This is a genomic window from Nocardia cyriacigeorgica, assembly GCF_029868385.1.
Classification (GTDB): domain Bacteria; phylum Actinomycetota; class Actinomycetes; order Mycobacteriales; family Mycobacteriaceae; genus Nocardia; species Nocardia cyriacigeorgica_F.
Window position 1 is genome coordinate 62,588 of the sequence record NZ_JARWNX010000040.1, and the last position, 25,930, is coordinate 88,517.

Genomic DNA, 25,930 nt, shown 5'->3' on the forward strand with positions numbered 1-25,930 from the left:
ACTGTGGTCAGGTGCCTTCAGATTCGGCCGTTCGGTGGTGCAGAATGTGGAGCATGTCTGTTGCGCAACCGGCCGGTGTGGACCGCGAGGTCGTCGATTTCGCCGTGATCGGGAACTGGATGACCGAACAGGGCCTGCCCGAGGGAGAGTTCCAGGAGGTCACCGAGCTGGGCGGCGGCACCCAGAACATCATGCTGCGATTCACCCGCGGTGGGCGCGAGTACGTGCTGCGCCGCGGCCCCAAGCATCTGCGGGCCAAGAGCAACGACGTCATCCGGCGCGAGGCGAGGCTACTGGGCGCGCTGGGCGGTACCGACGTGAAGGCGCCGCGGGTCATCGCCGCGTGCGCGGATGAATCCGTGCTCGGCGCCGTCTTCTATCTGACGGAACCGATCACCGGCTTCAACCCGCAGACCGAGCTACCCGAACTGCACGCGGGCGATCCCGAGATCCGGCGGCAGATGGGATTGTCGGCGGTCGAGGCGATCGCGCGGCTCGGCTCGCTCGACTATCAGGCGCTCGGGCTCGCCGATTACGGCAAGCCGGACGGGTTCCTGGAGCGCCAGGTTCCGCGCTGGCTCGGCGAACTCGAATCGTACGCGTCCAATGACGGCTATCCGGGCCCGGAGATCCCCGGCGTCGAGCGGGTCGGCGAGTGGCTGGACCGCAATCGCCCCGCGCAGTGGACGCCGGGCATCCTGCACGGCGATTGCCATCTGGCGAACATGATGTTCTCCTACGACGGCCCCGAGGTCGCCGCCATGGTCGACTGGGAGATGTCGACCATCGGTGATCCGCTGCTGGATCTGGGCTGGCAGATCGCCACCAGGCCGGTGCCCGGCACCACCGGTGCGGCCCTGGTCGGCAAGCTCGGCGCGGTCGGTGGCCTGCCGACGCCGGAGGAGATGATCGAGCACTACGCGAAATTCTCCGAACGCGATCTGAGCGCCGTCACCTGGTACACGGTGCTGGCCTGTTTCAAGCTCGGCATCGTGCTCGAGGGCACCCATGCGCGGGCGTTCGCGGGTAAGGCGCCGAAGCAGGTCGGCGATTTCCTGCACGCCATCACCCTCGAACTGTTCGAGCGGGCCCACGGCCTGATGGAGTGATCGGTCCGCTGCTGAAAACGGATGCCAATACTAGAACGTGTTCGCACTGCTCACGGGCCTTCATGGATGAATTTTCACCCAGCTACTAGAACGCGTTTCAATTTTCTCGTACTGTGGGTGCAGTCACATTGAAGCACGCGAGAGGTCTACAGGAATGAAGACGAAGGGCGCGATCCTGTGGGGGATCGACGAGCCGTGGTCGGTGGAAGAAATCGAGATCGGTGACCCGGTCGCCGGTGAGGTGCAGATCCGCATGGAAACCGCGGGCATGTGCCATTCGGATCACCACATCGTCACCGGTGCGACGCCGATGCCGAGCTTCCCCGTCATGGGCGGGCACGAAGGCGCGGGTGTGATCACCGAACTGGGCCCGAATGTGCCGAGCGATCTACAGGTCGGCGACCACGTCATCCTGTCGTTCATCCCGGCCTGTGGTCGCTGTCCGGCCTGTGTCTCGGGCAATATGGCGCTGTGCGACCTCGGCGCGGGCCTGCTGCTCGGCCAGGCCATCAGCGACGGCACCTACCGCATCCAGGCCAGGGGCGAGAACGTCATCCCGATGTGCCTGCTCGGCACCTTCTCCCCGTACATGACGGTGCACCACACCTCGGTGGTGAAGATCGATCCGTCGATTCCCTTCGAGGTCGCCTGCCTGGTCGGCTGCGGTGTGCCGACCGGTTTCGGATCCTCCACCCACGTCGCCAATGTGATGCCGGGCGAGACCGTGGTCATCGCGGGCATCGGCGGCGTCGGCATGAGCGCGCTCCAGGGCGCGGTGCTCTCCGGCGCCTCCAAAGTGGTTGCCATCGACCCCAACCCGTGGAAGCGGGAACAGGCGCAGAAATTCGGCGCCACCCACACCTACGCCAGCATGGCCGAGGCGATCATGCCGCTGATGGATGCCACCGAAGGCCGGATGGCCGAGAAGGTCATCCTCACCATGGGCGAAATGCACGGCGACTACATCGAAGAGGGCCTGATCCTCACCAGCAAGGCGGGCACCCTTGTCGTCACCTCGATGGGCCGGATGGACGCCGGTGAGGTGAAGATGAACAGCTTCCTGCTGTCCATGCTCCAGAAGACGGTGAAGGGCTGCATCTTCGGTGGCGGCAACGCCCGCCAGGACGCGCCGCGGCTGCTCTCGCTGTACAAGAGCGGCCAGCTCAACCTGGACGATATGGTCACCCGCAGCTACTCCTTGGAAGAGATCAACCAGGGCTACCAGGACATGCTCGACGGCAAGAACATCCGCGGCATCATCAAGTACACCGACGCCGACCGCTGACCCGCTACCGCTCGGCGAGCAGCCTGACGATCCGGGTGATCAACTCCTCCGGGATCGGCTCGCCGAGCGGGAATTTCAGCGTGCCCTTGCCGGTCTGATACCGCGCGAGGGTGCGCGCCAGCTCGGCGTCGCCCTCGGGGACCGGGTACAGGCTGATGTGCTGCTTCCAGCCGGCGAAGTGCACGACATTGTGATCGTGGAGCCGGTAGGTCGGGATGTCGTAGCGGATGGACTCCTCCGCGCCCGGCAGCGCCGCGCGGATCGTGGCACGCAGCCCGTTCAGGACCGGGCGGACGTCGTCGGGGAATCCGGCGATATGGCGTCGACCGTGGTCGGTTTCGCGGTCATGAGCGAACCTCGATTCTTGGCGGTTGCGCACGTGAATCGTCCTCGGCCGAGTCTATGCCCAGCATGTAGCGCGCGCCGCCGCACGGATGGCCGAGTCGGGTGGCGATCCGCGATTCGTGAGGCCGGGTCAGCCGGTGCAGCGCAGCAGGGCTTGGCGAAGATTGCGGCTGCGGACGTCATCGAGAACGGCCATGCCGAGACGATTCATGACGTAGCCGAAGCCGAATCCGGTGCTGGGATCGGCGAATCCGAAGGAGCCGCCGAGCCCGGTGGTGCCGTAGGCGCGCTTATCGGATCCGAAGCGGAACGCGCCCCGCGATTTGCGGAAACCGAGGTGGTAGCGGCTCTTGGTGTGCAACACGAGGTCATCGGCGGGGACATCGTCGGCGGTGTCGGCGAGGGCGAGCCGGTCCAATACCGCATCCTGGACCGGAAGCGCACCGGTGCGGCCCGCTGCCGCGCCGTAGATGGCCGCAAGTGCGCGGGCGGAACCGACGCCGCCGTGACTGGCAACGCCCAGGTCGAGGAACTCCCGTCGGGCGGCGCGCGCGGGCGCGCCGAAGCGCGGATTGGTCAGGGCCGCATAGGACAGGCCGCGTTTGGTGTAGACCTCGGCGCCGATCCGCAGCGGGATATCGCGTTCGTAGCGCAGGATGTCGAGGCCCTTGGTCGCGGAAAGGACGGCGACGCGGTCCAGGCTCTGGTCGGCGGGTAGGCCGATGAAGAAATCGAGGCCGAGCGGCGTCGCCAGTTCGTCGGCGAAGAACTGTCCGATCGTGCGGGCTTGCGGATCAACCCGGCGCAGCAGCTCGCCCTGGTACAGGCCGAGGGTCAGCGCGTGATAGCCGTGCCGGGTGCCCGGCCGCCACGCGGGTTTCTGCGCGGCCAGGATCTCGGCCAGTCCGTCGAGATCGGCGACCTGGGCGGCTTTTACCGGGCGGTCGAGCCCGGACAGGCCCGCCTGATGGTCGATCAACTGGCGGACGGTGATCGCGTCCTTGCCGCCCGCCGCGAATTCCGGCCAGTACTTCGCCACCGGCTGCTCGTAATCGAGCAGGCCACGGGAAGCCGCCGTCGCCAGTGCGAAAGCCGCCATACCCTTCGTCGAGGAGAACACCGGCACGATGGTGTCGCGCTCCCAGGGCTGGACGCGGGCCCGATCGCGGTATCCGGCCCCCAGGTCCACCACCGGGCGGTCGCCCGCGTAGATCGCGACGGCGGCGCCGATTTCGCCGTGCTGGGTGAAATTGCGCCGGAATGCGTCGGCGACGGGGCCGAAACCGGCCTCGACCTCGCCGTGGATCGTGGGGTGCTCACTCATGGTTACTCGATGGTATCGGCCATGTTCTCGTAGGCTCGGCTGTGTGCGTTCCCTCGAGCAGATCAGCGATTGGCCGGTTCGGCACGCGGCGGCGGCCGTGGTGTCCAGTGGCGGCGACACCGCCGTCGCGGGCGATACCGACCGAGTGTTCCGATTGGCCTCGGTGACCAAACCATTGGCCGCGTACGCGGTGCTGGTCGCGGTCGAGGAGGGCGCGATCGAACTCGATCAGCCTGCGGGCCCGCCGGGCTCGACGGTGCGGCATCTGCTGGCCCACACCTCGGGGCTGGCCTTCGACACCACCGATGTGATGGCCGAGCCGGGCGCACGGCGTATCTATTCGAGTTCGGGTTTCGAGGTGCTCGCGAGCTTCGTCGCCGAACAGACCGGTATCGCCTTCGAGGACTATCTGCGCGATGCCGTCTTCACGCCGCTCGGCATGACGTCATCGGTGCTGGACGGCTCCGCCGGTCACGCCTGTCGTTCCAGCGCAGACGATCTGCTGCGCTTCGCCACGGAACTGTTGAATCCGCAGCTGATCTCGGCCGAGACCCACGCCGAGGCCACGACCGTCCAGTTCCCGGGCCGCAATGGTGTGCTGCCTGGGTTCGGATCGCAGCGGCCCAACGATTGGGGACTCGGATTCGAGATCCGCAATGGGAAATCCCCGCATTGGACCGGCTCGGCGAACTCGCCGCGAACCTACGGACATTTCGGCCAATCCGGCACATTTCTGTGGGTCGACCCGGAAGTCGGCTTGGCGTGTCTCGCCTTGAGCGACGAGAATTTCGGAGATTGGGCACGGTCGGTGTGGCCGCCGTTCAGCGATGCGGTGATCGCTGAGGCGACACGCCGAAGTAACTCGTCTGCTGAGTAACAGGTGTAACACCGGACACTCGAGTACACTCGGGCAACGCCAGTTCGACGGGCCGTTGGGGAAGACGTTCCTCGTCGAAGCTGGAGGTGTCAGTGGTGCGCGCATCGAGTCAGTTCGCGGATGCGACGGCGGGTGTGGTCTACATTCACTCGTCGCCAGCCGCGCTGTGCCCGCACATCGAGTGGGCACTCGGCTCTGCTCTCGGGGCCCCCGCCAAGCTTCGCTGGACCGCCCAACCGGCCGCCTCCGGCCAACTGCGGGCAACCAGCGATTGGATCGGCCCCGTCGGCACCGCCGCGCGCATCGCCCAATCCCTCAGATCCTGGCCGGTACTGAGATTCGAGGTCACCGAGGACCCGAGCGAGGGGGTGGACGGCGAGCGCTACAGCTTCGTCCCCACCCTCGGGCTCTGGCACGGATCCACCAGCGCCAACGGTGATGTCACCCTCGGCGAGATGCGGCTGCGGGTGATGCTGCAAACCGCACGTGAACTCGACAAGTATTCCGGCTACGACCTCGCCGCCGAACTCGACCGCGCGCTCGGCACCGCCTGGGACGAGGACCTCGAGGTCTTCCGCTGCGGCAGCGAAGGCGCCGAAGTCACCTGGTTGCGCCGCGACGTGGGGTGAGCCGAGCCGCCGCACGGACCTCGTTCCCCTCGACCGGCCGGGCTTGTGTATGGTTGCCGGGGTCGTCGAGCAGCGGGGAGGTGGTCGGAATCCGAGCACGCCAGGAAGCCGGATCGACCGGGATCGACGCCCAGCCGAGTCCAGGCAAGACAACACACACTCTTTATGACACATAGTCCGCTCACGTTGCCCACACGTTGGTCCCGGGTAGCACCATGGTGTATTCCGGTGCTGCTGTCCATCGTGGTCGCCTTTTGGCTCACCGATCACATCTCCCGCGGTTTCATCGACCTCGAGGTCTACCGGATCGGGATCGAGACCCTCCGCGACGGCGGTGACATGTACGGCGATCTGCCCGAGACCTCGTTCGGGATCGGGCTGCCGTTCATCTATCCACCATTCGCGGCGTTGGCGTTGTCGCCGTTCGCGCTGCTGCCGTGGAGCGTGGCGGTGGTCAGCTACTTCACGGTCTCGGTCGCCGCGCTCGCACTGACCCTGCTCCTGGTGGCCCGGCGCATGTGGCCGCAACAGCGTGGCCTCGGGTGGTGGGCGGCGGCCACCGCCCTGCCGCTGAGCCTGCTGCTCGAGCCGACGGTCTCGACGTTGGACTTCGGCCAGGTGAACCTGATCCTGATGGGTCTGGTCGCGGCCGACTGCCTCACCGAGAAGACGAAATGGCCGCGCGGTGTGCTGGTGGGTATCGCCGCGGCCATCAAACTCACGCCCGCCGCGTTCGTGCTGTACTTCCTGGTGCGCCGCGACTACCGCGCCGCCATCACCGCCGCCGCCACCGGTGCCACGGTCACCGCGTTGGCCTTCGCGGTACTGCCGCGCGAATCGTTCGACTACTGGTTCGGCGGCGGAAACATGTCCGGACTGTCCGGTTCGGTCTTCCATACCAATCAGTCGATCCAGGGCGTGCTCGCTCGCTTCGGCATCTCCGGTATCGCCTTCACCGCGCTGTGGCTGGTGTTGGCCGCGGTGGCGCTGGTACTGGTCTTCGCGATCATGCGCAAGGTCGCCGACGTGGCACCGCTGGCGCTGTTCGCCAATGCACTGCTCGCCTTGCTGGTCTCGCCCATCTCGTGGTCGCACCACTGGGTGTGGGTGGCACCGGGCCTGCTGGTCATGGTCGCCTATGCGGGCAGACTGCCGCGCGCCGCCGCCATCGGCTGCTATCTGGCCGCGATCGCCATCGCGTGGGTGTTCTACGTCGCGCCGCACGAGCACGTCCCGCAGGGCGAGGACCGGGAACTGAGCTGGTCGATCGGTCAGCACCTCGTCGGCAATGCCTATGTGTGGATGGCGTTGCTGATGCTCGGGTGGATCGCGCTGGCCCGGCGGGCGCAACAACATCCCGAACCGGAACCGGCCACCGAACTCGACGAGGTGGTGGCCGAGCGGAGTCCCACACTGCGGTGAGCGCTCGCGCCGCCGGGGCGCGGGGACCCGAAAGGTACCGGCCCCAGAAGTGCGGACGCGGATACCAGCCGAAATCTGGCTACGCTCATCGTGTGCACCCACAGCCCGGCTGGTCGGCGTCAGCGATAACGGGCCGATACGGGTTCGGCGGACATCCGCGGTCGATCACCGAACTGGCGGGGCCGAACAAGGTCGTGCGCACGGATGCGCGCCGCCGCCCGGAAACCGAGATCGGCGCCGACGCCGAACTCGATGCGACGATCGCGCCTGATACGCGGATCCCGACGAGCGTTCCCGATCCGCGCGCGGTCTTCGTCACCGGTGCGGCCGGGTTTCTCGGCGCCCATCTGGTCCGGCAACTGGCGACCGATACGAACGCGCAGATCCGCTGTCTGGTCCGGGCCGCCGACGCGCGCGCGGCGCACACCCGGATCATGGATGCCTTGCGCAGGTACCGGCTGTGGCGTCCGGATATCGCGGCGCGGGTGGTGGCCGTCGCGGGTGATCTGACCGAGCCCGAATTCGGACTCACGGCCCCCGAGTATCGAACGCACTGCGCCGAGGTCGACGTCATCGTGCACAACGGTGCGCGGGTCAATCACGCCGAGCCCTATGCACGGCTGCGGGTCGCCAACGTCATCGGTACCGCATCGATCCTGCGCTTCGCCTGCACCGGGCCGGACAAACCCGTGCATTTCGTCTCCACCACCTCGGTAGGCTCGGCGACGGTGGCCGGACCACGGCTCACCGTGCACGAAACGCGTCCGGGTCTCGATGTGCTCGCGGGTAACGGCTATGTGCTGAGCAAATGGGTCGGTGAGGAGTTGATGGCGCAGGCCGCCGACCGTGGTCTGCCGACGGTGATCCACCGTCCCGACCGGATCTGCGGCAGTTCACGAACCGGCGCCACCAGCTCCGACGACGCTGTCTGGCTGTTGATTCGGGCGGCGGTGCTGCTCGGCGGTTCTCTTCCCGCCCGCGGTACCGAATTGAGCTTGGTCCCCGCCGATTACGTGTCCGCGGCGATCGTGCACATGATGACCTCCGGCGCCGCGACCGCCGTGCACCATCTGGTCAACCGCACCTCCGTGCCGCTCGACACGGTATGGGAGCGGCTGCGTCGCAAGGGCTTCGACGTGGCCGTCGCCTCTGCGACCGAATTGGCCGCTCGGCTCGCGGTCGGCGCGGGCACCGACGGCGACCTCGCGAAGGCGCTGATCCTCGGCGAGCGAGCGACCTTCGCGGGATACCGGCAGTCCTGGGACGATACGAACACTCGAAACGCACTGTCCGGGTCGGGAATCGTGTGCCCGCCGATGACCATCGACCTCATCGACCGCCATATCGACTATTTCATCGACACCGGATTCCTGCCGAGGCCGAAACCGCTGGGGTGAGGTCCTCACAAGAGGGTGGATTCGGGGACCGGCTGGGTGAAGTGTGCTCGGCGACCCGACCCCTCGGCGTGGGACCGAAACTCTTTGGGCGGCAGCACTAGGCTCGGCGGCGTGGCGATCGAACTGATATCGGACGGCGATTCGCGGGATCGAACACGCGGATGGTCGTGGTGGCGGGTGGTCCTGTTGGGGCTGGTCGTGCTGCTTCTGGGGTGCTCCGGTCCGGTGGGAGTGTCCTCGGCGCAGAACCGGGACGCGGTTGCGCCGATCGCGGCGCCGCCCGTCTACGCCGGGACCGTGGACAACAGTGCCGATTGCCGCCGCGACTATCAGACGCGCGGGTTCGAACCGGCCTCGGCCGATGGTCGGCGTCATCCGTTGTTCCTGTACTTCGTCGGCACCAATATCGGCAAGGATCCCGAGGCCGACCGTCTCGGCAACATACCCGCGGCGAACGCGGTGACCGAGGCGATGGCCAGGCGCGGCTTCGTCGCGCTCATGGTCGACTACGACAACACCGTGCTCGCCCTGGCCAGCGATCACGGAAACCAGACCCGCTGCCTGTTCGCACCGCAGGAACCGCGCAGCCTGCTCCAGGCCGCCTGCGCGCTCGACACCGTCGACTGCGATCTCGGTATCGCCGCCTGGGGACACAGCCAGGGCGGTGCCGTTGCCCACCTGGCTCCCAACCACGACTCGCGAGTACGCGCGGTGTGGGCCACCGGCTACGGCGGCGATATGCCGTCTGTTCTCCCGGTGAACCGCCTGCGCGTTCTCGCCGGTGAGAACGAGGACAACGGTAAGCCCGAGGTCCTGAACAAGGCGGCCGGGTTCGATCCACAGGAGTGCCCGGACGACGGCCGCAGCCAATGCCTGCGCGAGGATGGCAGCGGCTGGATCATCGTCCGCAAATCTGATGTCGAGACCAGCGCCGACCACTGCTGGTTCTATCGGCGCACCTGCTGGGCCGCCGAGACCTTCCTCGAACCGAGCTGGACCGATCGCGGATCGCCCAAACCGTATGCGATCGAACCCAATGCCGATTGGGTGGCGGAGGTTACGCGTTCACCACTGTGAACGGAGCGCCGCGCGGCTTCCCGCGCCGAGTGGGACGGCTTCGCCGATCGCGGTCAGCGGCCTTCGCCGATAGCCGGGTGGGTGCGGCCTGCCGCAGCATGCGATGCAAGCATATGCGGATGCTCGACGAGATCGACTGGGGATCGCTCAGCCATGCCTACGGTCCCGCGACCGACACTGCCGCACATCTGGCGGCGCTGACGTCGGCGAATCCAGACGCGCGGCACGCTGCACTCGACCATCTGGACGTGGCCGTACTTCATCAAGGATTCCCCGAGTCGGCGACCGCCCCCGCCGCCCACGTCGTCGTCCGGCTGCTCGCCGGGGGAGGAGTCGCCCCGGAGGTTCGCGACGGGCTCATCGAGTTCCTCGGTGGAGTGGCCGACGCGACCAGTACGGCAGCCGAGGACCCGTATTTCGAGGATCTCCTCGCGCCGCTACAGCGGGCGGTCCAGGAGACCTACCCCGTGGTGGTCGGTTTCCTCGACCACGCCGACCGGTTCGTGCGGAAATTGGCTGTTCACGCGGCGGCAGCACACGTCGCGACATCGGAACTCGCCGGGCAGCGCCCCGTCCTCGCCGCCCGCCTGCGCGTATGGGCCGATGATCCGTCGGACGAGCGCGCCTACTGGGTGCGGCGGCTCGGCGAACTCGGCGTCGACACCGAGCAGTACCTCACCGACCCCGATCCGGACGTCCGGGTCTGCGCCGCCCTCGCACCCCGCCTGGCGGACAACCCCACGGCCACCGACATCATCGTCACTGCGCTCGCCCACGCGGCCGACCACGGCGTCACCGACCCAGCGCTCTACCGGCTCAGCGAACTCATCGCCGCGGCCCTCGCCCGAGTCGCCGACTTCGAGCGCATCGCCGCACCAGCGCAAACGATCATCCGGCACGCCGACTGGACCGGCTTCGACCACACCTGGGGCGCACTGCTGCTGGCCGCCTTCGCCACTCCCTACGACGATCACCTCGAGCCATCGGCAACGCAACGCCGAATCCTGACAGCCCTGGTCGACAACCCGCGGATCTGGAACTACCGAAGCGGCAACTCGCTGTTGGCATTCCGCAAAGCAGGCCTACCCTTCGAACGAGAAGCCTGCGCCCGGATTGCCGGGGAGGTCTAGCGAGTCGCCTACCGCCGGCGTTCGTACCGCACTCGCGGCTGCTACGTCGACATCTCCAGCACCGCTTTGCCATGCAGTCGGCGTTCGAGCAGCGCCGTGACCGCGTCGGCCGCCTGCGCCCAGTCGCCGCGCCAGGTGATCTGTGGATCGAGAATCCCGGTGGCGACACGATCTGACAGCCAGGTCAGGTCGGGCCCGAGGCCCCGGCAACCGAGCAGGAAGAAGGTGGCGATCGTCCGATCGTGCCTGCGGTCGTCGCCGAAGAGTGTTCCGAAGGGAAGGTGCTCGTCCTCTCCTGCCGCATGCCCGACGGAGACGAGAGTGCCGCTCTCGGTGAGGGTTTCGAAGGCTTCGACGAGTTGACGACCGCCGACCAGATCGATGACGCCATCGACTCTGCTGCTCGCATCGGCGGGCCTGGCGATAACGTGGTGCGCGCCGAGGGCGCGCAGACCCTCGCCGTGTGCGGCGGGGTTCGCGGTGGTCGCGATGACCTCGGCGCCCCGAGGCGTGCCAACTGCACCGCATATCGTCCGACACCCCTGGTGGCGCCGGTGATGAGGACCTTCGTGCCGAGCAATGGGCCGAGGCGGTGCAGCGTCCGCAATGCGGAGGCTCCTGCGACGGGGACCGTGCTGATGGCGGCGAGATCCGCACCATCGGGCACGGTGCCGAGCAGACCGGTGTCGACGGCACGCAATTCGGCCCACGCGCCCGCGGCGCCCAGGGTGACGACGGCGGTGCCCACGGCGGGTCCGGTGCCATCGGCGGCGGACCGCTCGACGACACCCGTCGCATCCCCACCGAGTACGGCTCCGTCGTCAGCGGCGGCGACACCGTGGATGATCTCGCCGCTGTTCAACGATGTCGCCGTGACGCGCACCAGCGCCTGGTTCGGCGCAGGTTCGGGATCGGGCGCCTGGCCGAGGCGTAATCCGGCTGGGGCGGAACGGTCGACGATGAGTGCGCACCGAGCGCGGCTTCGACCACGTGACCCTCGACGAACTCTGCGATGCCGTTGACGTCTCCAAACGCACCTTCTTCCGCAACTTCGCGGGCAAAGAGGACGTCGCGATGGCCCCGCTCCAGGACATGTGGCGGACATTCCTGGACGAGCTGGAGCATCGACCAGCAGGAGACACGGTGCTGCGTGCGCTCCAGGGCGCGCTGCTGTCGGCAGTGGACCGGACGGCCACCGGAGACTGGCCCCGCCGAGCAGCCTTCAGCTATCGGCTATCCCAACGAACCCCATCGATGGCCGCGCACAATTTCCAGTTCTGCGACCAGACCAGCAGAGCCGCGGTCGCCGCGCTGCACCGGCAGCTCGACCTGGCCGACGACCCACGACCACGCCTGGCCGTCGACATCCTGGTGTCGGCGTTTCACTGCGCCATGGACTCGTGGACGGTGTCGCCGGACCCGCTCGATGCTGCCGACCTGAGCGCCGAACTGCGCCGAGCGTTCGCAGCGGTTCCTGGTGCGCTCACCTTGACCGCTGATGTGCGACAAGCGATCTGAGTATCGAGATTCGACGACGGAGCGGAGCGAGCTTCTTCTCGAGCTGGGGCGGGGCCTGGTTGATCAGGTCAGGGTCCTCGGTGAGGATGGTCCCATGTCGGGTGTGAGGTTCGTGCGGCGCGTGGACGGGTTGACCTACGAGTTCGTTCGCGACGGGGACGCGCATGGTTTCCCCTCGTATAGGCGGGTCGACCTCGATATCTGGTGTCGCCGGCTGCCTGACTTCGGTTGGGTCGTGTGCGATGCGACCGGTCTGGTATCGAGCCGTCCGTTCGATGAGCCAGGGCAAGGCGAGATCCCTCCCGAGGGCGCGTGGGTGAGTCGCAAGGGCGAACGATCCTATGTCTATGACCTTGTGCGCGCCGACCCTCGCGTTGGCTGATCAGAGGTGATCGGGTTCATGCTCAGCGCACGATGTCCATCAGCAGTTCCGCCAGGCCGGTGAGGAGGCCAGTCACGCCGCCGCAATGGTGTCCTCGTGGGTGAGAGTGGGTTCACGGGCTGCTGACCGAACTGGCATCGAAAGTGGGCGCAGAGGGGATCGAACCCCCGACCGCTGGTGTGTAAAACCAGAGCTCTACCGCTGAGCTATACGCCCGTGCTCGTCCCGTCGGGAAACGGGGGAGCGGGTTATGAATCTAGCGCGGCGAGCGCTTTCTCCCAAGCCGCCTGGTCACGGGGCTCTCCGGGGGCGTTCATTTCGGCGAAACGGATGAATCCGTCCTTGTCGACGACGAAGGTGCCGCGGTTGGGGTAGCCGGATTTCTCGTTGAAGACGCCGTAGGTCTGGGCGATGGCGCCGTGTGGCCAGAAGTCGGAGAGCAGGGGGAAGGTGTAGCCCTGTTCGGCGGCCCAGATCTTGTGGGTGGGCGGCGGGCCGACCGAGATCGCGATGATCTCGGCGTCGTCGTTCTGGAACTTGGGCAGTTCGTCGCGCACCTTGCACAGCTCGCCCTGGCAGATGCCGGTGAACGCCAGCGGGAAGAACACCACGAGCACATTCTTCTTGCCGCGGAAGTCCGACAGGCTGACTTCCTGATTGTTCTGATCCTTCAGCGTGAAGTCCGGCGCGAGGGTGCCTACCTCGAGTGGCATCGCTGATCCTCCATCATGTCGGGCCCGGCCGGGACACGCGTCGGCGCGCCCGGCCGCAACCATAGGTGAAGCGCGGTGATCAGCGCTGTTTGGAGGGTGCCTTCGGCTGCACCAGGCGGCTGCCCGCCCATTCACCGAGGCTGATCGCCGAGGTCTGGGTCAGGCCCGCGGTGGGCGCTGCCTCGGCGATCTCACTGGGATCGACATGTCCGGGCTGGCCCGTCTTGGGTGTGAGCACCCAGATGAAACCTTCGTCGGCGAGCGGGCCGATCGCCTCCATCAGCTCGTCGACCAGGTCGCCGTCACCATCGCGCCACCACAGCAGCACGACGTCGATGACCTCGTCGGAATCCTCGTCCAGCAGTTCCGTTCCGATGGTTTCCTCGACGTCGGCCCGAAGGTCGTCGTTGGTGTCCTCGTCCCAGCCCAGCTCCTGGACGACCAAGCCGTGGATGATGCCAAGCTTCTGAGCGAAATTCTGCGCGTCCGCCGCGGCGACCACGGTGGTGTCCTCCTCAATATGCCGACTACAGGTAGTTGCAAGCGAACATGGTTATCGGCCGCAACGCAAGCCGATCCGATGAATTGGCCATCGGATGTCGCGTGCACTCGACTCGATTCAGCGTGCCGGGCAGGCGTCGCGGACCGCATTACGGGCGTCGTTGACCCGGCGACTCGCGTCGTTGAGCGGGCCGACCGGCGCGGTGTAATGCATACCCCTTGCCGCCTGTGCCAACCCACGCGCGGCATTGACGTATTCGGTGAGTTTGGCCTTCAGATCTTCGGGCAGATCATCTTTGGCGGCATTGACGCCCGTCTCGACCTGATTCGCCGCGTCCTCGAGCGTGGTGGCCGCGGTATCGCGTTTGGCGTCGTAGTCGGGGGCGTTGGAATCGTGCGCGTCGACGAACTCGTTGTATTTGCTGACCCCGACACCGGTGATGATGGGGAACTGATCGCAGTTGTCGGATATGGCCTTGGCCTGCGCCGCCGCCTTGCGGGACGAAGTCGCCGCGGCCGAGGACGACGACGCGAAGGTCTGATAGGCCGACAGGTCGACGGCATTGGGCGCGGCCGTACCGTCCACGCTGTTCGAGCAGCCCGCAATGGTCGCTCCCGCGATCAATGCCGTGGCCGCGCACACCAGCCCGACCCCGCGTGGGTCCAGCAGTTTCATCGTCCTCCCCGCTCCCGTCTCTCTCGTCTGTGGCGGTCATCGGGCAACCCCCGAACACCGGTCCACACCGGAAACTGCCGAGTAACCCGTCGCAGAGAAACCGTACTGGATTTGTGGCTGACATGATGACCTGGGACGCATCCTCGGCAAGGATGGAGGGTGCGCCCGGACTTTCGTAAACGGGTGGTCCGCCCACCAGCGTGGCCGCCCGGGGAAACAGACGCCATCAGCTTGTCCGCCCCATGTACGAGGAGCAGATTTGACCGACCTGATCCACTCTTCCGCTCCAGCGCAACCCGCTGTACCCGATTCCACGCCGCCTGCCGCCCGCGACGCGAACGGATCGTCCGCCGGCCGCCAGTCCGGCGAACGGGTCCGGGTGATCCGCGAAGGGGTGGCCTCCTACCTGCCCGATATCGATCCGGAGGAGACCAGCGAATGGCTGGAGTCCTTCGACGACATGCTCGACCGGGAGGGCCCGGGCCGCGCGCGGTACCTGATGCTGCGGCTGCTCGAGCGCGCCGGTGAGCGCCGGGTCTCGATTCCCGCGCTGACCTCCACCGACTACGTCAACACCATCCCCACCGAGAACGAGCCGTGGTTCCCCGGCGACGAAGAGGTGGAGCGCCGCTTCCGCGCCTGGATCCGCTGGAACGCGGCCATCATGGTGCATCGCGCGCAGCGCCCCGGCATCGGTGTCGGCGGCCATATCTCGACCTATGCGTCCTCGGCGGCGCTGTACGAGGTGGGCTTCAACCACTTCTTCCGCGGGAAGGACCATCCCGGCGGCGGCGATTCGATCTTCATCCAGGGTCACGCCTCGCCCGGCATCTACGCCCGCGCCTTCCTGGAGGGCCGTCTGTCGGCCGACCAGATGGACGGCTTCCGGCAGGAGTACAGCCACGGCGGTCCGGGTAAGGGCCTGCCGTCGTATCCGCATCCGCGGCTGCTCGACAACTTCTGGGAGTTCCCGACGGTGTCGATGGGCCTGGGCCCGATGAACGCCATCTACCAGGCGCGTTTCAATCACTACTTGCACGACCGCGGTATCAAGGACACCTCACAGCAGCATGTGTGGGCGTTCCTCGGCGACGGCGAGATGGACGAGCCGGAATCGCGCGGTCTGATCCAGGTGGCGGCGAACGAGGGTCTGGACAATCTGACCTTCGTCATCAACTGCAACCTGCAACGGCTCGACGGCCCGGTGCGCGGTAACGGCAAGATCATCCAGGAGCTGGAGTCGTTCTTCCGTGGCGCGGGCTGGAACGTCATCAAGGTGATCTGGGGCCGGGAGTGGGACGCGCTGCTCGGCGCCGATCGCGACGGTGCGCTGGTCAACCTGATGAACAGCACACCCGACGGCGATTACCAGACCTACAAGGCCAATGACGGCGCCTACGTGCGCGATCACTTCTTCGGCCGCGATCCGCGCACCAAGGCCCTGGTGGCCGATCTGTCGGACCAGGACATCTGGAACCTCAAGCGCGGCGGCCACGACTATCGCAAGGTCTATGCCGCCTACGCCGCGGCGATGGCGCACAAGGGTCAGCCGACGGTGATCCTCGCCAAGACGATCAAGGGCTACACCCTCGGCAAGCACTTCGAGGGCCGCAACGCCACCCATCAGATGAAGAAGCTGACCTTGCAGGACCTCAAAGACTTCCGCGACCTGCAACGGATCCCGATCAGCGATGCCGAGCTGGAGAAGGACCCGTACCTGCCGCCGTACTACCACCCCGGTGCGCAGACCCGCGAGATCCAGTACATGCTGGATCGGCGCAAGGCGCTGGGTGGCTTCCTGCCGGAGCGGCGGACCACGGCCAAGCCGTTGACGCTGCCGGGCGACGAGGTCTACCGGTCGGTGCGCAAGGGTTCGGGCAAGCAGAACGTGGCCACCACGATGGCGCTGGTGCGTCTGATGAAGGAGCTGCTGCGCGATAAGGAGATCGGCAAGCGGATCGTGCCGATCATTCCCGACGAGGCCCGCACCTTCGGTATGGACTCGTGGTTCCCGTCGCTGAAGATCTACAACCGCAACGGCCAGCTCTACACCTCGGTCGATGCCGAGCTGATGCTCGCCTACAAGGAGAGCACCGTCGGGCAGATCCTGCACGAGGGCATCAACGAGGCGGGGTCCACCGCGTCGTTCACCGCGGCGGGTACCTCGTACTCCACGCACGGCGAGCCGATGATCCCGCTCTACATCTTCTATTCGATGTTCGGGTTCCAGCGCACCGGTGACGGTCTGTGGGCCGCCGCCGATCAGCTGGCGCGCGGTTTCGTCCTCGGCGCCACCGCTGGCCGCACCACCCTGACCGGTGAGGGTTTGCAGCACAACGACGGGCATTCCCTGCTGCTGGCTTCGACGAACCCGGCCGTGGTCACCTACGATCCGGCGTTCGCTTTCGAGATCGCCCATATCGTGCGTGACGGTCTGCGCCGGATGTACGGCGGCGGGGCACCGGACGCCGTCCCGTACGCGGTGCCGGGCACCGAACCGGGCAACCGCGGCGCCGACGATGTGTTCGGCGGCGAGAACGTCTTCTACTACATCACTCTGTACAACGAGCCGTACCAGCAGCCCGCCGAGCCGGAGAACCTGGATGTCGCGGGTCTGTTGAAGGGCATTTACCTGTACAAGCCCGGCGCCGCCGGTGATGTGCGGGCCCAGATCCTGGTCTCCGGTGTCACCGTGCCCGACGGTGTGCGCGCGCAGGAACTGCTCGCCGAATGGGGTGTGCAGGCCGATGTGTGGTCGGTGACGTCGTGGGGTGAGTTGCGTAAGGAGGCGCTCGCCAAGGAGATCGCGGCGCTGCGTGCTCCCGGTACCGAGGCGGCCGTCCCGTATGTCACCGAGGCGCTCTCGCGGGTCGAGGGCCCCTACGTCGCCGCGACCGACTGGATGCGTGCGGTGCCCGATCAGGTGCGTAAATGGGTGCCGGGTGAGTTCATCACGCTCGGCACCGATGGCTTCGGCTTCTCCGATACGCGTCCGGCTGCCCGCCGGGTGTTCAATGTCGACGCCGAATCGATCGCGGTCGCGGCCCTCGAGGGACTGGTCCGGGCGGGCAGACTCGACCCGTCGGTCCTCACCGAGGCCGCCGAGCACTACCGCATCGATGACGTCGACGCCGCGCCGAAGCCGGTGGCGGGCGCGGACGGAGAAACCGAATAGCGCACCATTAGATGGTGGATCGAAAACCGCCGCGGCCCCGACGGATCTCCGACGGCTCCTCCGAGCACGAGGTGTATCTGCCGACCGGCGCGCTCTCGCCGAACCGGCAGACCCGCGACCCGCTGCCGGACACGCTGCTCAAACGTGTGAAGCAGTTCTCGGGGCGACTGTCCACCGAAGCGGTGGGCTCGATGCAGGATCGGTTGCCGTTCTTCGCCGATCTGGACGCCGCGCAGCGGGCCGGCGTCCAGATGCTGGTGCAGACCGCGGTGGTGAATTTCCTGGAGTGGTTGCAGGACCCCGACAGCGATATCCGGTTCAGCCTGGACGCGTTCCAGGTGATCCCGCAGGATCTGGCGCGGCGGCTGACGCTGCGCCAGACCGTGGACATGGTCCGGGTGGCCATGGAGTTCTTCGAACAGTGGCTGCCCGCGCTGGCGCGCAACGACCGGCAGCTGGTCGCGCTCACCGAGGCGGTACTGCGATACGGGCGTGAGCTCGGTTTCGCGGCCGCCTCGGTGTACGCGAGCGCCGCCGAATCGCGCGGCGCCTGGGACACCAGGCTGGAGGCACTGGTCGTCGACGCCGTGGTGCGCGGCGATACCGGCCCGGACATGCTGTCGCGGGCCGCGACGCTGAACTGGGACGCCACCGCGCCCGCCACCGTGCTCGTCGGCACCCCGCCGAGCGATCAGGGTGTCTCGGTGGTCGGTGCGGTGCACACCATCGCTGCCAGGCACGGCCGCGCGGCTCTTGCCGTCGTACAGGGTTCGCGGTTGGTGATGGTGGTCAGCGGACATCTCGACGACACCACCCAGATGTCGTCGTTCGTGACCGATCTGCTGGCCGAGGTCTTCTCCGATGGCCCGGTGGTGATCGGCCCGACCACGCGCACCCTCGGCGCCGCGCACGCCAGCGCGCTGGAGGCGCTGGCCGGTATGGAGGCGGTGATCGGCTGGCGGGGCGCCCCGCGGCCGGTGCACGCGGCCGAACTGCTGCCCGAACGAGCCCTGCTGGGTGACCGAGCTGCGGTCGAGGCGTTGAACGAGTACCTTGTTCTACCGTTGGCCGCGGCGGGATCGTCGCTCGCGGACACTCTCGACGCCTATCTCGACTGTGGTGGAGCCGTCGAGACTTGTGCCCGCCAGCTGTACGTCCATCCAAATACCGTTCGCTACCGACTCAAACGAATCGGTGAGGTCACCGGGCGTGATCCGCTCAATCCGCGGGATGCGTACGTGCTCCGTATTGCCGCCACAGTAGGTCGTTTGACACGAACTCGTAACGAATCGTCAACACCAGCATCTGAGGCCACTTACGTCTCGACCGACGGAGATGGGTTGTAACGCCGACAAAGGCTCTGTCGATCCTGACGAGCCACATGGCGTTTTGTGGAGTTCACACAAAACGGGTCGGCAAGCTTCATTCGCGTCGACATCTCCTGAGTGCCGCCTCACAGTGTTCTCTTAGAGATGTGATCGCGTTGCTCGCCCCTGGACAGGGCTCCCAGACACCCGGCATGCTCGCGCCTTGGCTCGACCTCCCCGGCGCGCATGACCGTCTCGCGTTGTGGTCGAAGGCCTCCGGTCTGGACCTGGTTCGTCTCGGTACCACCGCGACGGCCGAAGAAATCACCGACACCGCGGTCACCCAGCCGCTGGTGGTGGCCGCGGCGCTGCTCGCTTTCGCCGAAATCGACACCGATTCACTTCCGGCGGATACCATCGTCGCCGGACACTCGGTCGGCGAACTCGCCGCCGCCGCCGTCGCCGGAGTCATCTCCGCCGACGACGCGGTCACCCTGGCCGCCATCCGCGGTGCGGAAATGGCCAAGGCGTGCGCGCTCGAACCGACCGGAATGTCCGCCGTGCTCGGTGGCGACGAAGCCGCCGTGCTCGAACGGCTCGCGGAACTCGACCTCGTCCCGGCCAACCGCAACGCGGTGGGCCAGATCGTGGCCGCGGGCAGCCTGGCCGCTCTCGCCGAGCTCGCCGCGAACCCGCCGGAAAAGGCCAGGGTTCGCGCGTTGCCCGTCGCGGGCGCGTTCCACACCGCATTCATGGCTCCGGCCCAGGACGCGGTCACCGCAGCTGTGGCCAAGATCGTGCCGAACGAGCCGACCAGAACCCTGCTGTCGAACTTCGACGGCAAGCCGGTCGAATCGGGTCGGGACGCGGTCGATAAGCTCGCCGCGCAGGTCACCCGGCCGGTCCGGTGGGATCTGTGCACCGAGACGATCCGGGAGACCGGCGTTTCGGCGGTGGTGGAATTGCCACCGGCGGGCACCCTCGTCGGAATTGCCAAGCGGGAACTGAAGGGGACGCCGACGCTTGCCCTGAAGACCCCCGCTGACCTCCCCACCTTGGCCGAGCTCACCGGCTCCGGCTAGCTTTCCATCCGCGATCGTGCTTCGAAGATGAGGCCCGGTCGTGACCGAGCAGGCGTAACTATCCGCCCGTTCGATCCGAAGAAAAACAGTAAAGCCCTACACAGTAACAAGAAGGGAGCCACCAAAGTGGCCGCTCTGACCCAGGAACAAATCGTCGAGGAACTCGGCAAGATCATCGAAGAGGTGACCGGTATCGAGCCCTCCGAAGTGACGATCGAGAAGTCCTTCGTCGATGACCTGGACATCGACTCGCTGTCCATGGTCGAGATCGCTGTGCAGACCGAGGACAAGTACGGCGTCAAGATCCCGGACGAGGATCTGGCCAGCCTGAAGACCGTCGGCGACGCCGTCGGCTACATCCAGAAGCTCGAGGCGGAGAACGCGGAAACCGCCGCTGAGCTCAAGGCCAAGTTCGACAACGCCGAGTAGGGCCGACACCGTGACCACTCCTTCCACCTTGAACGGGAACTTCCCGAACGTCGTCGTTACGAGCCTGGCGGCGACCACGTCGATCGCGGGCGACGTCGATGCGACGTGGAAGGGACTCCTCAACGGCGAGAGCGGCATCGACGTTCTCGAGGATTCCTTCGTCGAGGAATACGACCTTCCGGTCCGCATCGGCGGTCACCTGAAGGTTTCGCCGGACACCCTGCTGAGCCGGGTCGAGATCCGGCGGATGGCCTACGTCGAGCGGCTCGCGACCGTGCTCGGTCGTGAGGTCTGGCGCAACGCGGGCAGCCCCGAGGTCGATCCCGACCGGCTGGGTGTGGCCATCGGCACCGGTCTCGGTGGCGGTGACGCACTCATCGATTCGGTGGACAAGCTGAAGAACGGCGGCTATCGCAAGATCTCGCCGCTCGCTGTTCAGATGGTCATGCCGAACGGTCCGTCGGCCGTCGTCGGTCTCGAGCTGAAGGCCAGGGCGGGAGTGGTCACTCCGGTCTCGGCGTGCTCGTCGGGATCGGAGGCCATCGCCAACGCGTGGCGGATGATCGCCATGGGCGATGCCGACATGGTCGTCACCGGCGGCGTCGAGGGCTACATCGACTCGGTGCCGATCGCGGCGTTCTCCATGATGCGTGCGATGAGCACCCGCAACGACGATCCGAAGGGCGCCTCGCGTCCGTTCGACAAGGATCGAGACGGCTTCGTCTTCGGTGAAGCCGGTGCGCTCATGGTCGTCGAGACCGAGGAGCACGCCAAGGCGCGCGGAGCCACCATCCACGCTCGCCTGCTCGGTGCGGGTATCACCTCCGACGGCTTCCACCTGGTCGCCCCCGATCCCGAGGGCACCGGCGCCGGTCGCGCGATGACGAGGGCGATGCAGACCGCGGGTCTGTCGCCCAAGGACATCACCCATGTCAATGCCCACGCGACTGCCACCCCGATCGGTGACACCGCGGAGAAGAACGCGATTCACAAGGCCGGCGTCCAGCACGCTTCGGTCTACGCGCCCAAGTCAGCACTGGGTCACTCGATCGGCGCCGTGGGCGCCCTCGAGTCGGTGCTCACCGTGCTCAGCATCCGGGACGGCATCGTCCCGCCGACGCTGAACCTGGAAAACCAGGACCCGGAGATCGACCTCGATGTGGTGAAGGGCGAAGCCCGCCGCCAGGAGATCGAGTACGCGATCAACAACTCCTTCGGTTTCGGTGGGCACAATGTCGCGCTCGCCTTCGGTCGGGCCTGACCCAGGTCCGGCTGATCGACGAACCCGGTGGGGGTTTTGCCAACTGAATGGCTCGACCCCCGCCGGGCCCTCGACACCCGTAGCTGCTACCGCGGCCGCCCATCATTGAGGAGAGAACGCGATGACCATCTTGGCTCCCGCGTATCAGCAGGACACCGCCACAGATCCGCGTGATCCGCTGGGCAGGCTCCAGCGCTTCTTCGATCCAGGAACCATTCTTCCCCTCCACCCGCGTGACAAGTCCGGCGTGCTGGCGGCGATCGGTGAGGTCGACGGTGTGCGCACCGTGGCCTACTGCTCGGATGCCACCGTCATGGGCGGCGCCATGGGTGTCGAGGGCTGCAAACACATCGTCGACGCCATCGACACCGCCATCGATTCCGGGATTCCGGTGGTCGGTCTGTGGCATTCCGGCGGCGCCCGCCTGGCCGAGGGTGTCGAGGCACTGCACGCGGTCGGACTGGTCTTCGAGGCCATGGTCCGCGCGTCCGGCCTCGTCCCGCAGATCTCGGTGGTGCTCGGCTTCGCTGCCGGTGGCGCCGCCTACGGCCCGGCGCTGACCGATATCGTCATCATGGCGCCCGAGGGGCGGGTCTTCGTGACCGGCCCGGACGTGGTCCGCAGCGTCACCGGTGAGCAGGTCGATATGGCCACCCTCGGTGGCCCGGAGACACACGGCAAGAAGTCCGGCGTCACCCATATCGTCGCCGACGACGAGGCCGACGCCATGCACCGCGCTCGTCGGCTGGTGTCGATGTTCGCCGAACAGGGCGAATTCGATCTGGTCGCCGCCGAGCACGGCAATGTCGACCTGAAGGCGCTGCTGCCGGAATCGGCCAAGCGCGCCTACGACGTGAAGCCGCTGGTGCACGAGCTGCTCGACAACGTCGACGGCGAGTCCAGCTTCGAGGAGTTGCAGGGCGGCTACGCGCGCAGCATGGTAACCGGTCTCGGTCGCCTGGGCGGCCGCACCGTCGGTGTGCTGGCCAACAACCCGCTGCGGCTGGGTGGCTGCTTGAACTCCGAGAGCGCCGAGAAGGCGGCCCGGTTCGTGCGGTTGTGCGATGCGTTCGGCATTCCGCTGGTCGTCATCACCGACGTCCCCGGTTATCTGCCCGGCGTCAGCCAGGAGTGGGAGGGCGTGGTGCGTCGTGGCGCGAAGCTGCTGCACGCGTTCGCCGAGGCCCGGGTTCCGCGGGTCACCCTGGTCACCCGCAAGATCTACGGTGGCGCCTATATCGCGATGAACGCCCGTTCGCTCGGTGCGACCGCGGTGTACGCGTGGCCCGGTTCCGAGGTGGCTGTCATGGGCGCCAAGGCCGCGGTCGGCATCCTGCACAAGAAGGCGCTGGCCGCCGCACCGGAGGATGAGCGTGAGGCGCTGCACGAACGGCTCACCGCCGAGCACGAGGCCATCGCGGGCGGCGTGGAGCGCGCCATCGCGATCGGTGTCGTGGACGAGGTGATCGACCCGGCGAAGACCCGCAGCGTGATCGCCGCGGCGCTGGCGTCGGCACCCTCGCGCAAGAGCCATCACAAGAACATTCCGCTGTGATCGGCTGATACGGACTACGGTAGACGCGAACAGGCCCCGGAGCGATCCGGGGCCTGTTCACGTTGTGCGGGAGCAGTTTTGATGGACGTGCTCACCGGATGCGGTGTGACACCGCTATGCGTCCGGATGTACCCCGACCATGGGCAGCAGGGTGCGGCGGGAGAATTCGCGGGCGGCGTTTTCGTCGTCGAGGGGAATGAGCCCGTCCGGGGTGAGCGCGAGCGAGAGGGCCAGGCGGGCCATGATCTCGGCGACCAGATCGGCGTCGAAGTCCGAAGCGGCTTCGGCGGCATGCAATTCGCGCAGCTTCCCGGCCAGATAGGTGCGGCCGATGGCGAGGACGGGCCCGGCCTCGGTGGTGAGCCGGGGCAGGATCAGCTCCGGCTCGGTACGCAACAATCTGCGCAGCAGTTCGCTGCGCGCGATGGCGGCGATGAAGGCCACGAAGATCTCCACCAGCTGATCCGCGGTGCCCTCGACTGTGCTGACCTTGGCATCGATCTCGGCGACGAGCCGTTGTGCCTCACGGATGGTCACCGCTTCCACCAGATCGCTCTTCGATTCGAAGCGGCGATAGAGCGTGGCCGGGCTGATACCGGCCCGGCGGGCGATCTCGCCCATGCTGGTGCGTTTGACCCCGAAATCCAGGAACGCCGACAGCGCGCTCGCCAAGAGTGCGTCGTTATCGGCTGCCGGGGCGCCGAGGATGCGCTGCAATAGGGGCGGGACGGTCGGCATCGAGTCTCCACGGTGACGGCGCACGGCATCACGCCGCCGCGGCGGTGCGTTCGTTGCCGCACATTATGCGCCGATCGCCGACGCCGCGTCGCTCAGTGCCGCGGTAGGTCGAATTCGGCCATTTCCTGCTCGATCGCGTTGGCCGCGAAATCTACGCCGCTGGAACGTAATTCGTGCACGCGCCGCTGGAGCGCCTCGATACCGCCCGGTTGGGCCGCGATATCGGCCACACTGATCCGCCCCTTCGGCCGGTGCATACTCGACTGCTTGTACGCCACGGTCTTACCTCCTGCTCGCCAGCGTGCCGTCACCACACGGGCTCACCTGAACACCCCTGAGCCGAAGGATCGGCGGGTCGGTGGGGGAGCCCGATCAGGCGGGCGCGCTGTAAAAAATGCTAGCAGCGGATCCTACTGGACGCTTGATCAGTGTGTTGGGTATCACAGCACTTTGGCGCTGCGGTGGGTTTCGGTGTGGTGTAAATAGGCGAGCGCATTCAGGCGAATGCCATTTTGCTGATCCTCGGTCAGCTCCCGCCGCACCTTGCCGGGGACACCGGCGACGAGCGAACCCGGTGGGATCTGCGCGCCCTCCGGGATCAGCGCATTGGCCGCGATCAGGCTGCCAGCGCCGATCACCGCACCGTTGAGCACGGTGGCACCCATGCCGATCAGGACATCGTCTTCGACGGTGCAGCCGTGCAGGATCGCATTGTGTCCCACCGACACTCCGGTACCGACGACCACCGGGAACCCGGGATCGGTGTGCACCGCGCAGCCATCCTGGATATTGCTGCGCGCGCCGATGGTGATCTGCTCGCCGTCGCCGCGCAGCACCGCGTTGTACCAGATGCTCGCTTCGGCCTCGATGCGCACGCGACCGATCAGAGTGGCATTGACCGCGATGAACGCACTGTCGTCGACCTCGGGCGCGATCCCGTTGATTTCAATCCTCATGCCGAGAACTTAGCGGGTGGGTCGGTCGCCGGTGTCCGCGCCCGGAACAGCGCGCGATGGGCGGCGGGGCCGGTGCCGAGCAGCCGATGGAAATGGTGGCGGAGGGTGACCGCGGTGCCGAAGCCCGAATCCGCCGCGATGCGCTCGATGGTGTCGTCGGTGCTTTCCAGCAGCAGCCGGGCGCGGTCGGTTCGCTGATGCAGTAGCCACTGCTGCGGGCTGCTGCCGGTGCGTTCCCGGAACCGGCGGGTGAAGGTACGTCGCGACATCGCCGCGGCCCGCGCCCAGGCGTCGAGGTCGATGGGCTCGGCCAGTCGGGTGCGGGCCCAGACCATCGCGTGCTCGATCGGGTCGTCGTCGGTGGCCGCGGGCACCGCGACGGGGATGAACTGCGACTGTGAGCCGCTGCGATGCGGGGCGAGCACGAGTCCGCGGGCGAGATCGGCGGCTGCGCGGCTGCCGAGATCGGTGCGCACGATGTGCAGACAGCAATCCAGTGCCGCGGCGACGCCGGCGGAGGTGATGACATCACCGAGGTCCGACCAGAGCATGTCGGCGCGCACCCGCACCGCGGGGTAGGCGCGGGCCAGAGGTTCGGCGTCGGACCAGTGAGTGGTGATCTCGCGGCCGTCGACGAGCCCGCTGGCGGCGATCGGCCAGGACCCGAGACACAATCCGACGACGCGTGCGCCGCGGGCGTGTGCGGTGCGCAGCGCGTCGAGGATCGGTTCCGGTGGTACGGCGCCGCGCAGCCAGCTCGGTGCGATCACGATATCCGCGTCGTCCACCGCGTCGAGACCGTTCGGAACCGAGATGTCGAAACCGGCCGCGGTGGACAGCATTCCGGGATGCTCCGCACAGATGCGGACCTCGTACGGCCAGTCGGAGGTCGTGACGATACCCGCGCGACCGAACACCAGCGACGGCACCGACAGATGAAACGGGCTGATGCCGTCGAAGGCGATGACCGCGATCGATGTCATAGCCCGATATTAGCGATATATGTCCTGCGGGCCACTGTCGCGTCATGTTCGTGGCGCAG

General features: G+C 67.0%; 26 protein-coding genes and 1 tRNA gene. 16 read left to right on the plus strand and 11 right to left on the minus strand.

Annotation, left to right across the window (positions count from 1 at the left end; genetic code table 11):
• Window positions 1-44: 44 nt before the first annotated feature.
• Together QH168_RS10445 and QH168_RS10450 are read left to right on the plus strand one after the other, a co-directional pair.
• Window positions 45-1,109 (plus strand): phosphotransferase family protein, encoded by a 1,065-nt coding sequence (locus QH168_RS10445; RefSeq protein ID WP_432421071.1) that lies wholly within the window; start codon window positions 45-47, stop codon window positions 1,107-1,109.
• Between the two features lie 154 nt (window positions 1,110-1,263).
• Window positions 1,264-2,394, plus strand: coding sequence for an NDMA-dependent alcohol dehydrogenase (locus tag QH168_RS10450; protein ID WP_280234339.1), 1,131 nt, complete (start codon window positions 1,264-1,266; stop codon window positions 2,392-2,394).
• 4 nt (window positions 2,395-2,398) lie between these two features.
• On the opposite strand, the gene QH168_RS10455 is transcribed toward QH168_RS10450, so the two are convergent.
• Entirely contained in the window at window positions 2,399-2,773 is a 375-nt protein-coding gene (locus tag QH168_RS10455; RefSeq protein ID WP_280234341.1) for an iron chaperone, read from the minus strand.
• A 96-nt stretch (window positions 2,774-2,869) separates the two neighbouring features.
• A complete protein-coding gene (locus QH168_RS10460; protein ID WP_280234342.1) occupies window positions 2,870-4,063 on the minus strand; it encodes a serine hydrolase domain-containing protein in 1,194 nt (397 codons plus the stop codon).
• A 43-nt stretch (window positions 4,064-4,106) separates the two neighbouring features.
• Here QH168_RS10460 and QH168_RS10465 point away from each other — a divergent pair, with 43 nt between their 5' ends.
• The 6 genes from QH168_RS10465 (at window position 4,107) to QH168_RS10490 (ending at window position 10,595) form a co-directional block, all read left to right on the plus strand.
• Complete coding sequence (locus QH168_RS10465) at window positions 4,107-4,940, plus strand: serine hydrolase domain-containing protein (protein WP_280234343.1); 834 nt, start codon at window positions 4,107-4,109, stop codon at window positions 4,938-4,940.
• Window positions 4,941-5,035: 95 nt separating this feature from the next.
• Window positions 5,036-5,569, plus strand: a complete 534-nt coding sequence (locus QH168_RS10470; protein WP_280234345.1) for a DUF3145 domain-containing protein — start codon at window positions 5,036-5,038, stop codon at window positions 5,567-5,569.
• Between the two features lie 228 nt (window positions 5,570-5,797).
• Window positions 5,798-6,991, plus strand: coding sequence for a glycosyltransferase 87 family protein (locus tag QH168_RS10475; RefSeq protein WP_280234346.1), 1,194 nt, complete (start codon window positions 5,798-5,800; stop codon window positions 6,989-6,991).
• A 92-nt stretch (window positions 6,992-7,083) separates the two neighbouring features.
• A complete protein-coding gene (locus QH168_RS10480) occupies window positions 7,084-8,388 on the plus strand; it encodes a thioester reductase domain-containing protein (protein ID WP_280234347.1) in 1,305 nt (434 codons plus the stop codon).
• A 111-nt stretch (window positions 8,389-8,499) separates the two neighbouring features.
• A complete protein-coding gene (locus QH168_RS10485) occupies window positions 8,500-9,465 on the plus strand; it encodes a hypothetical protein (RefSeq protein WP_280234348.1) in 966 nt (321 codons plus the stop codon).
• Between the two features lie 119 nt (window positions 9,466-9,584).
• Window positions 9,585-10,595, plus strand: coding sequence for a hypothetical protein (locus QH168_RS10490; protein ID WP_280234349.1), 1,011 nt, complete (start codon window positions 9,585-9,587; stop codon window positions 10,593-10,595).
• A gap of 41 nt (window positions 10,596-10,636) precedes the next feature.
• Here the strand turns inward: QH168_RS10490 and QH168_RS27690 are convergent, their stop codons facing one another.
• Entirely contained in the window at window positions 10,637-11,305 is a 669-nt protein-coding gene (locus tag QH168_RS27690) for a zinc-binding dehydrogenase (protein ID WP_432421072.1), read from the minus strand.
• Here QH168_RS27690 and QH168_RS10495 point away from each other — a divergent pair.
• Both QH168_RS10495 and QH168_RS10500 read left to right on the plus strand, forming a co-directional pair.
• The gene (locus tag QH168_RS10495) at window positions 11,188-11,529 is read left to right on the plus strand and encodes a hypothetical protein (protein WP_280234351.1); all 342 of its coding nucleotides are present in this window, start codon (window positions 11,188-11,190) and stop codon (window positions 11,527-11,529) included. The two genes, QH168_RS27690 and QH168_RS10495, sit on opposite strands and share 118 nt — an antisense overlap.
• A gap of 29 nt (window positions 11,530-11,558) precedes the next feature.
• Window positions 11,559-12,113, plus strand: a complete 555-nt coding sequence (locus QH168_RS10500) for a TetR/AcrR family transcriptional regulator (protein ID WP_280234352.1) — start codon at window positions 11,559-11,561, stop codon at window positions 12,111-12,113.
• Between the two features lie 526 nt (window positions 12,114-12,639).
• On the opposite strand, the gene QH168_RS10505 is transcribed toward QH168_RS10500, so the two are convergent.
• The 4 genes from QH168_RS10505 to QH168_RS10520 all read right to left on the minus strand — a co-directional run bounded on the left by QH168_RS10505 (window position 12,640) and on the right by QH168_RS10520 (window position 14,385).
• Window positions 12,640-12,711, minus strand: a tRNA-Val gene (locus QH168_RS10505).
• A 32-nt stretch (window positions 12,712-12,743) separates the two neighbouring features.
• Window positions 12,744-13,208, minus strand: a complete 465-nt coding sequence (locus QH168_RS10510) for a peroxiredoxin (protein ID WP_280234353.1) — start codon at window positions 13,206-13,208, stop codon at window positions 12,744-12,746.
• 79 nt (window positions 13,209-13,287) lie between these two features.
• Window positions 13,288-13,710 carry a DUF3052 domain-containing protein gene (locus QH168_RS10515; protein WP_280234354.1) on the minus strand — a complete coding sequence of 141 codons (423 nt, stop codon included), beginning with the start codon at window positions 13,708-13,710 and terminating at the stop codon, window positions 13,288-13,290.
• 117 nt (window positions 13,711-13,827) lie between these two features.
• The gene (locus QH168_RS10520; RefSeq protein ID WP_280234357.1) at window positions 13,828-14,385 is read right to left on the minus strand and encodes a hypothetical protein; all 558 of its coding nucleotides are present in this window, start codon (window positions 14,383-14,385) and stop codon (window positions 13,828-13,830) included.
• Between the two features lie 379 nt (window positions 14,386-14,764).
• On the opposite strand from QH168_RS10520, the gene aceE reads away from it, so the two are divergent.
• The 6 genes from aceE to QH168_RS10550 all read left to right on the plus strand — a co-directional run bounded on the left by aceE (window position 14,765) and on the right by QH168_RS10550 (window position 23,194).
• The gene (aceE, locus tag QH168_RS10525) at window positions 14,765-17,560 is read left to right on the plus strand and encodes a pyruvate dehydrogenase (acetyl-transferring), homodimeric type (RefSeq protein ID WP_280234530.1); all 2,796 of its coding nucleotides are present in this window, start codon (window positions 14,765-14,767) and stop codon (window positions 17,558-17,560) included.
• Between the two features lie 11 nt (window positions 17,561-17,571).
• The gene (locus QH168_RS10530) at window positions 17,572-18,906 is read left to right on the plus strand and encodes a PucR family transcriptional regulator (protein ID WP_280234358.1); all 1,335 of its coding nucleotides are present in this window, start codon (window positions 17,572-17,574) and stop codon (window positions 18,904-18,906) included.
• A 128-nt stretch (window positions 18,907-19,034) separates the two neighbouring features.
• Window positions 19,035-19,949 carry an ACP S-malonyltransferase gene (locus QH168_RS10535; protein WP_280234359.1) on the plus strand — a complete coding sequence of 305 codons (915 nt, stop codon included), beginning with the start codon at window positions 19,035-19,037 and terminating at the stop codon, window positions 19,947-19,949.
• 126 nt (window positions 19,950-20,075) lie between these two features.
• Window positions 20,076-20,378, plus strand: a complete 303-nt coding sequence (gene acpM, locus QH168_RS10540) for a meromycolate extension acyl carrier protein AcpM (RefSeq protein WP_163824948.1) — start codon at window positions 20,076-20,078, stop codon at window positions 20,376-20,378.
• Window positions 20,379-20,388: 10 nt separating this feature from the next.
• Window positions 20,389-21,639, plus strand: coding sequence for a KasA/KasB family beta-ketoacyl-ACP synthase (locus tag QH168_RS10545; protein ID WP_163824947.1), 1,251 nt, complete (start codon window positions 20,389-20,391; stop codon window positions 21,637-21,639).
• A gap of 121 nt (window positions 21,640-21,760) precedes the next feature.
• The gene (locus tag QH168_RS10550) at window positions 21,761-23,194 is read left to right on the plus strand and encodes an acyl-CoA carboxylase subunit beta (protein ID WP_280234361.1); all 1,434 of its coding nucleotides are present in this window, start codon (window positions 21,761-21,763) and stop codon (window positions 23,192-23,194) included.
• A 114-nt stretch (window positions 23,195-23,308) separates the two neighbouring features.
• Here QH168_RS10550 and QH168_RS10555 read toward each other — a convergent pair whose 3' ends face one another.
• The 4 genes from QH168_RS10555 to QH168_RS10570 form a co-directional block, all read right to left on the minus strand.
• Window positions 23,309-23,932, minus strand: a complete 624-nt coding sequence (locus QH168_RS10555) for a TetR/AcrR family transcriptional regulator (RefSeq protein WP_280234362.1) — start codon at window positions 23,930-23,932, stop codon at window positions 23,309-23,311.
• A gap of 92 nt (window positions 23,933-24,024) precedes the next feature.
• Window positions 24,025-24,210, minus strand: coding sequence for a hypothetical protein (locus QH168_RS10560; protein WP_280234363.1), 186 nt, complete (start codon window positions 24,208-24,210; stop codon window positions 24,025-24,027).
• Window positions 24,211-24,372: 162 nt separating this feature from the next.
• Entirely contained in the window at window positions 24,373-24,888 is a 516-nt protein-coding gene (locus QH168_RS10565) for a gamma carbonic anhydrase family protein (RefSeq protein ID WP_280234364.1), read from the minus strand.
• Window positions 24,885-25,871 carry a GlxA family transcriptional regulator gene (locus QH168_RS10570; protein WP_280234365.1) on the minus strand — a complete coding sequence of 329 codons (987 nt, stop codon included), beginning with the start codon at window positions 25,869-25,871 and terminating at the stop codon, window positions 24,885-24,887. Before QH168_RS10570 ends, QH168_RS10565 begins: the two co-directional genes overlap by 4 nt.
• Window positions 25,872-25,930: the final 59 nt, after the last annotated feature.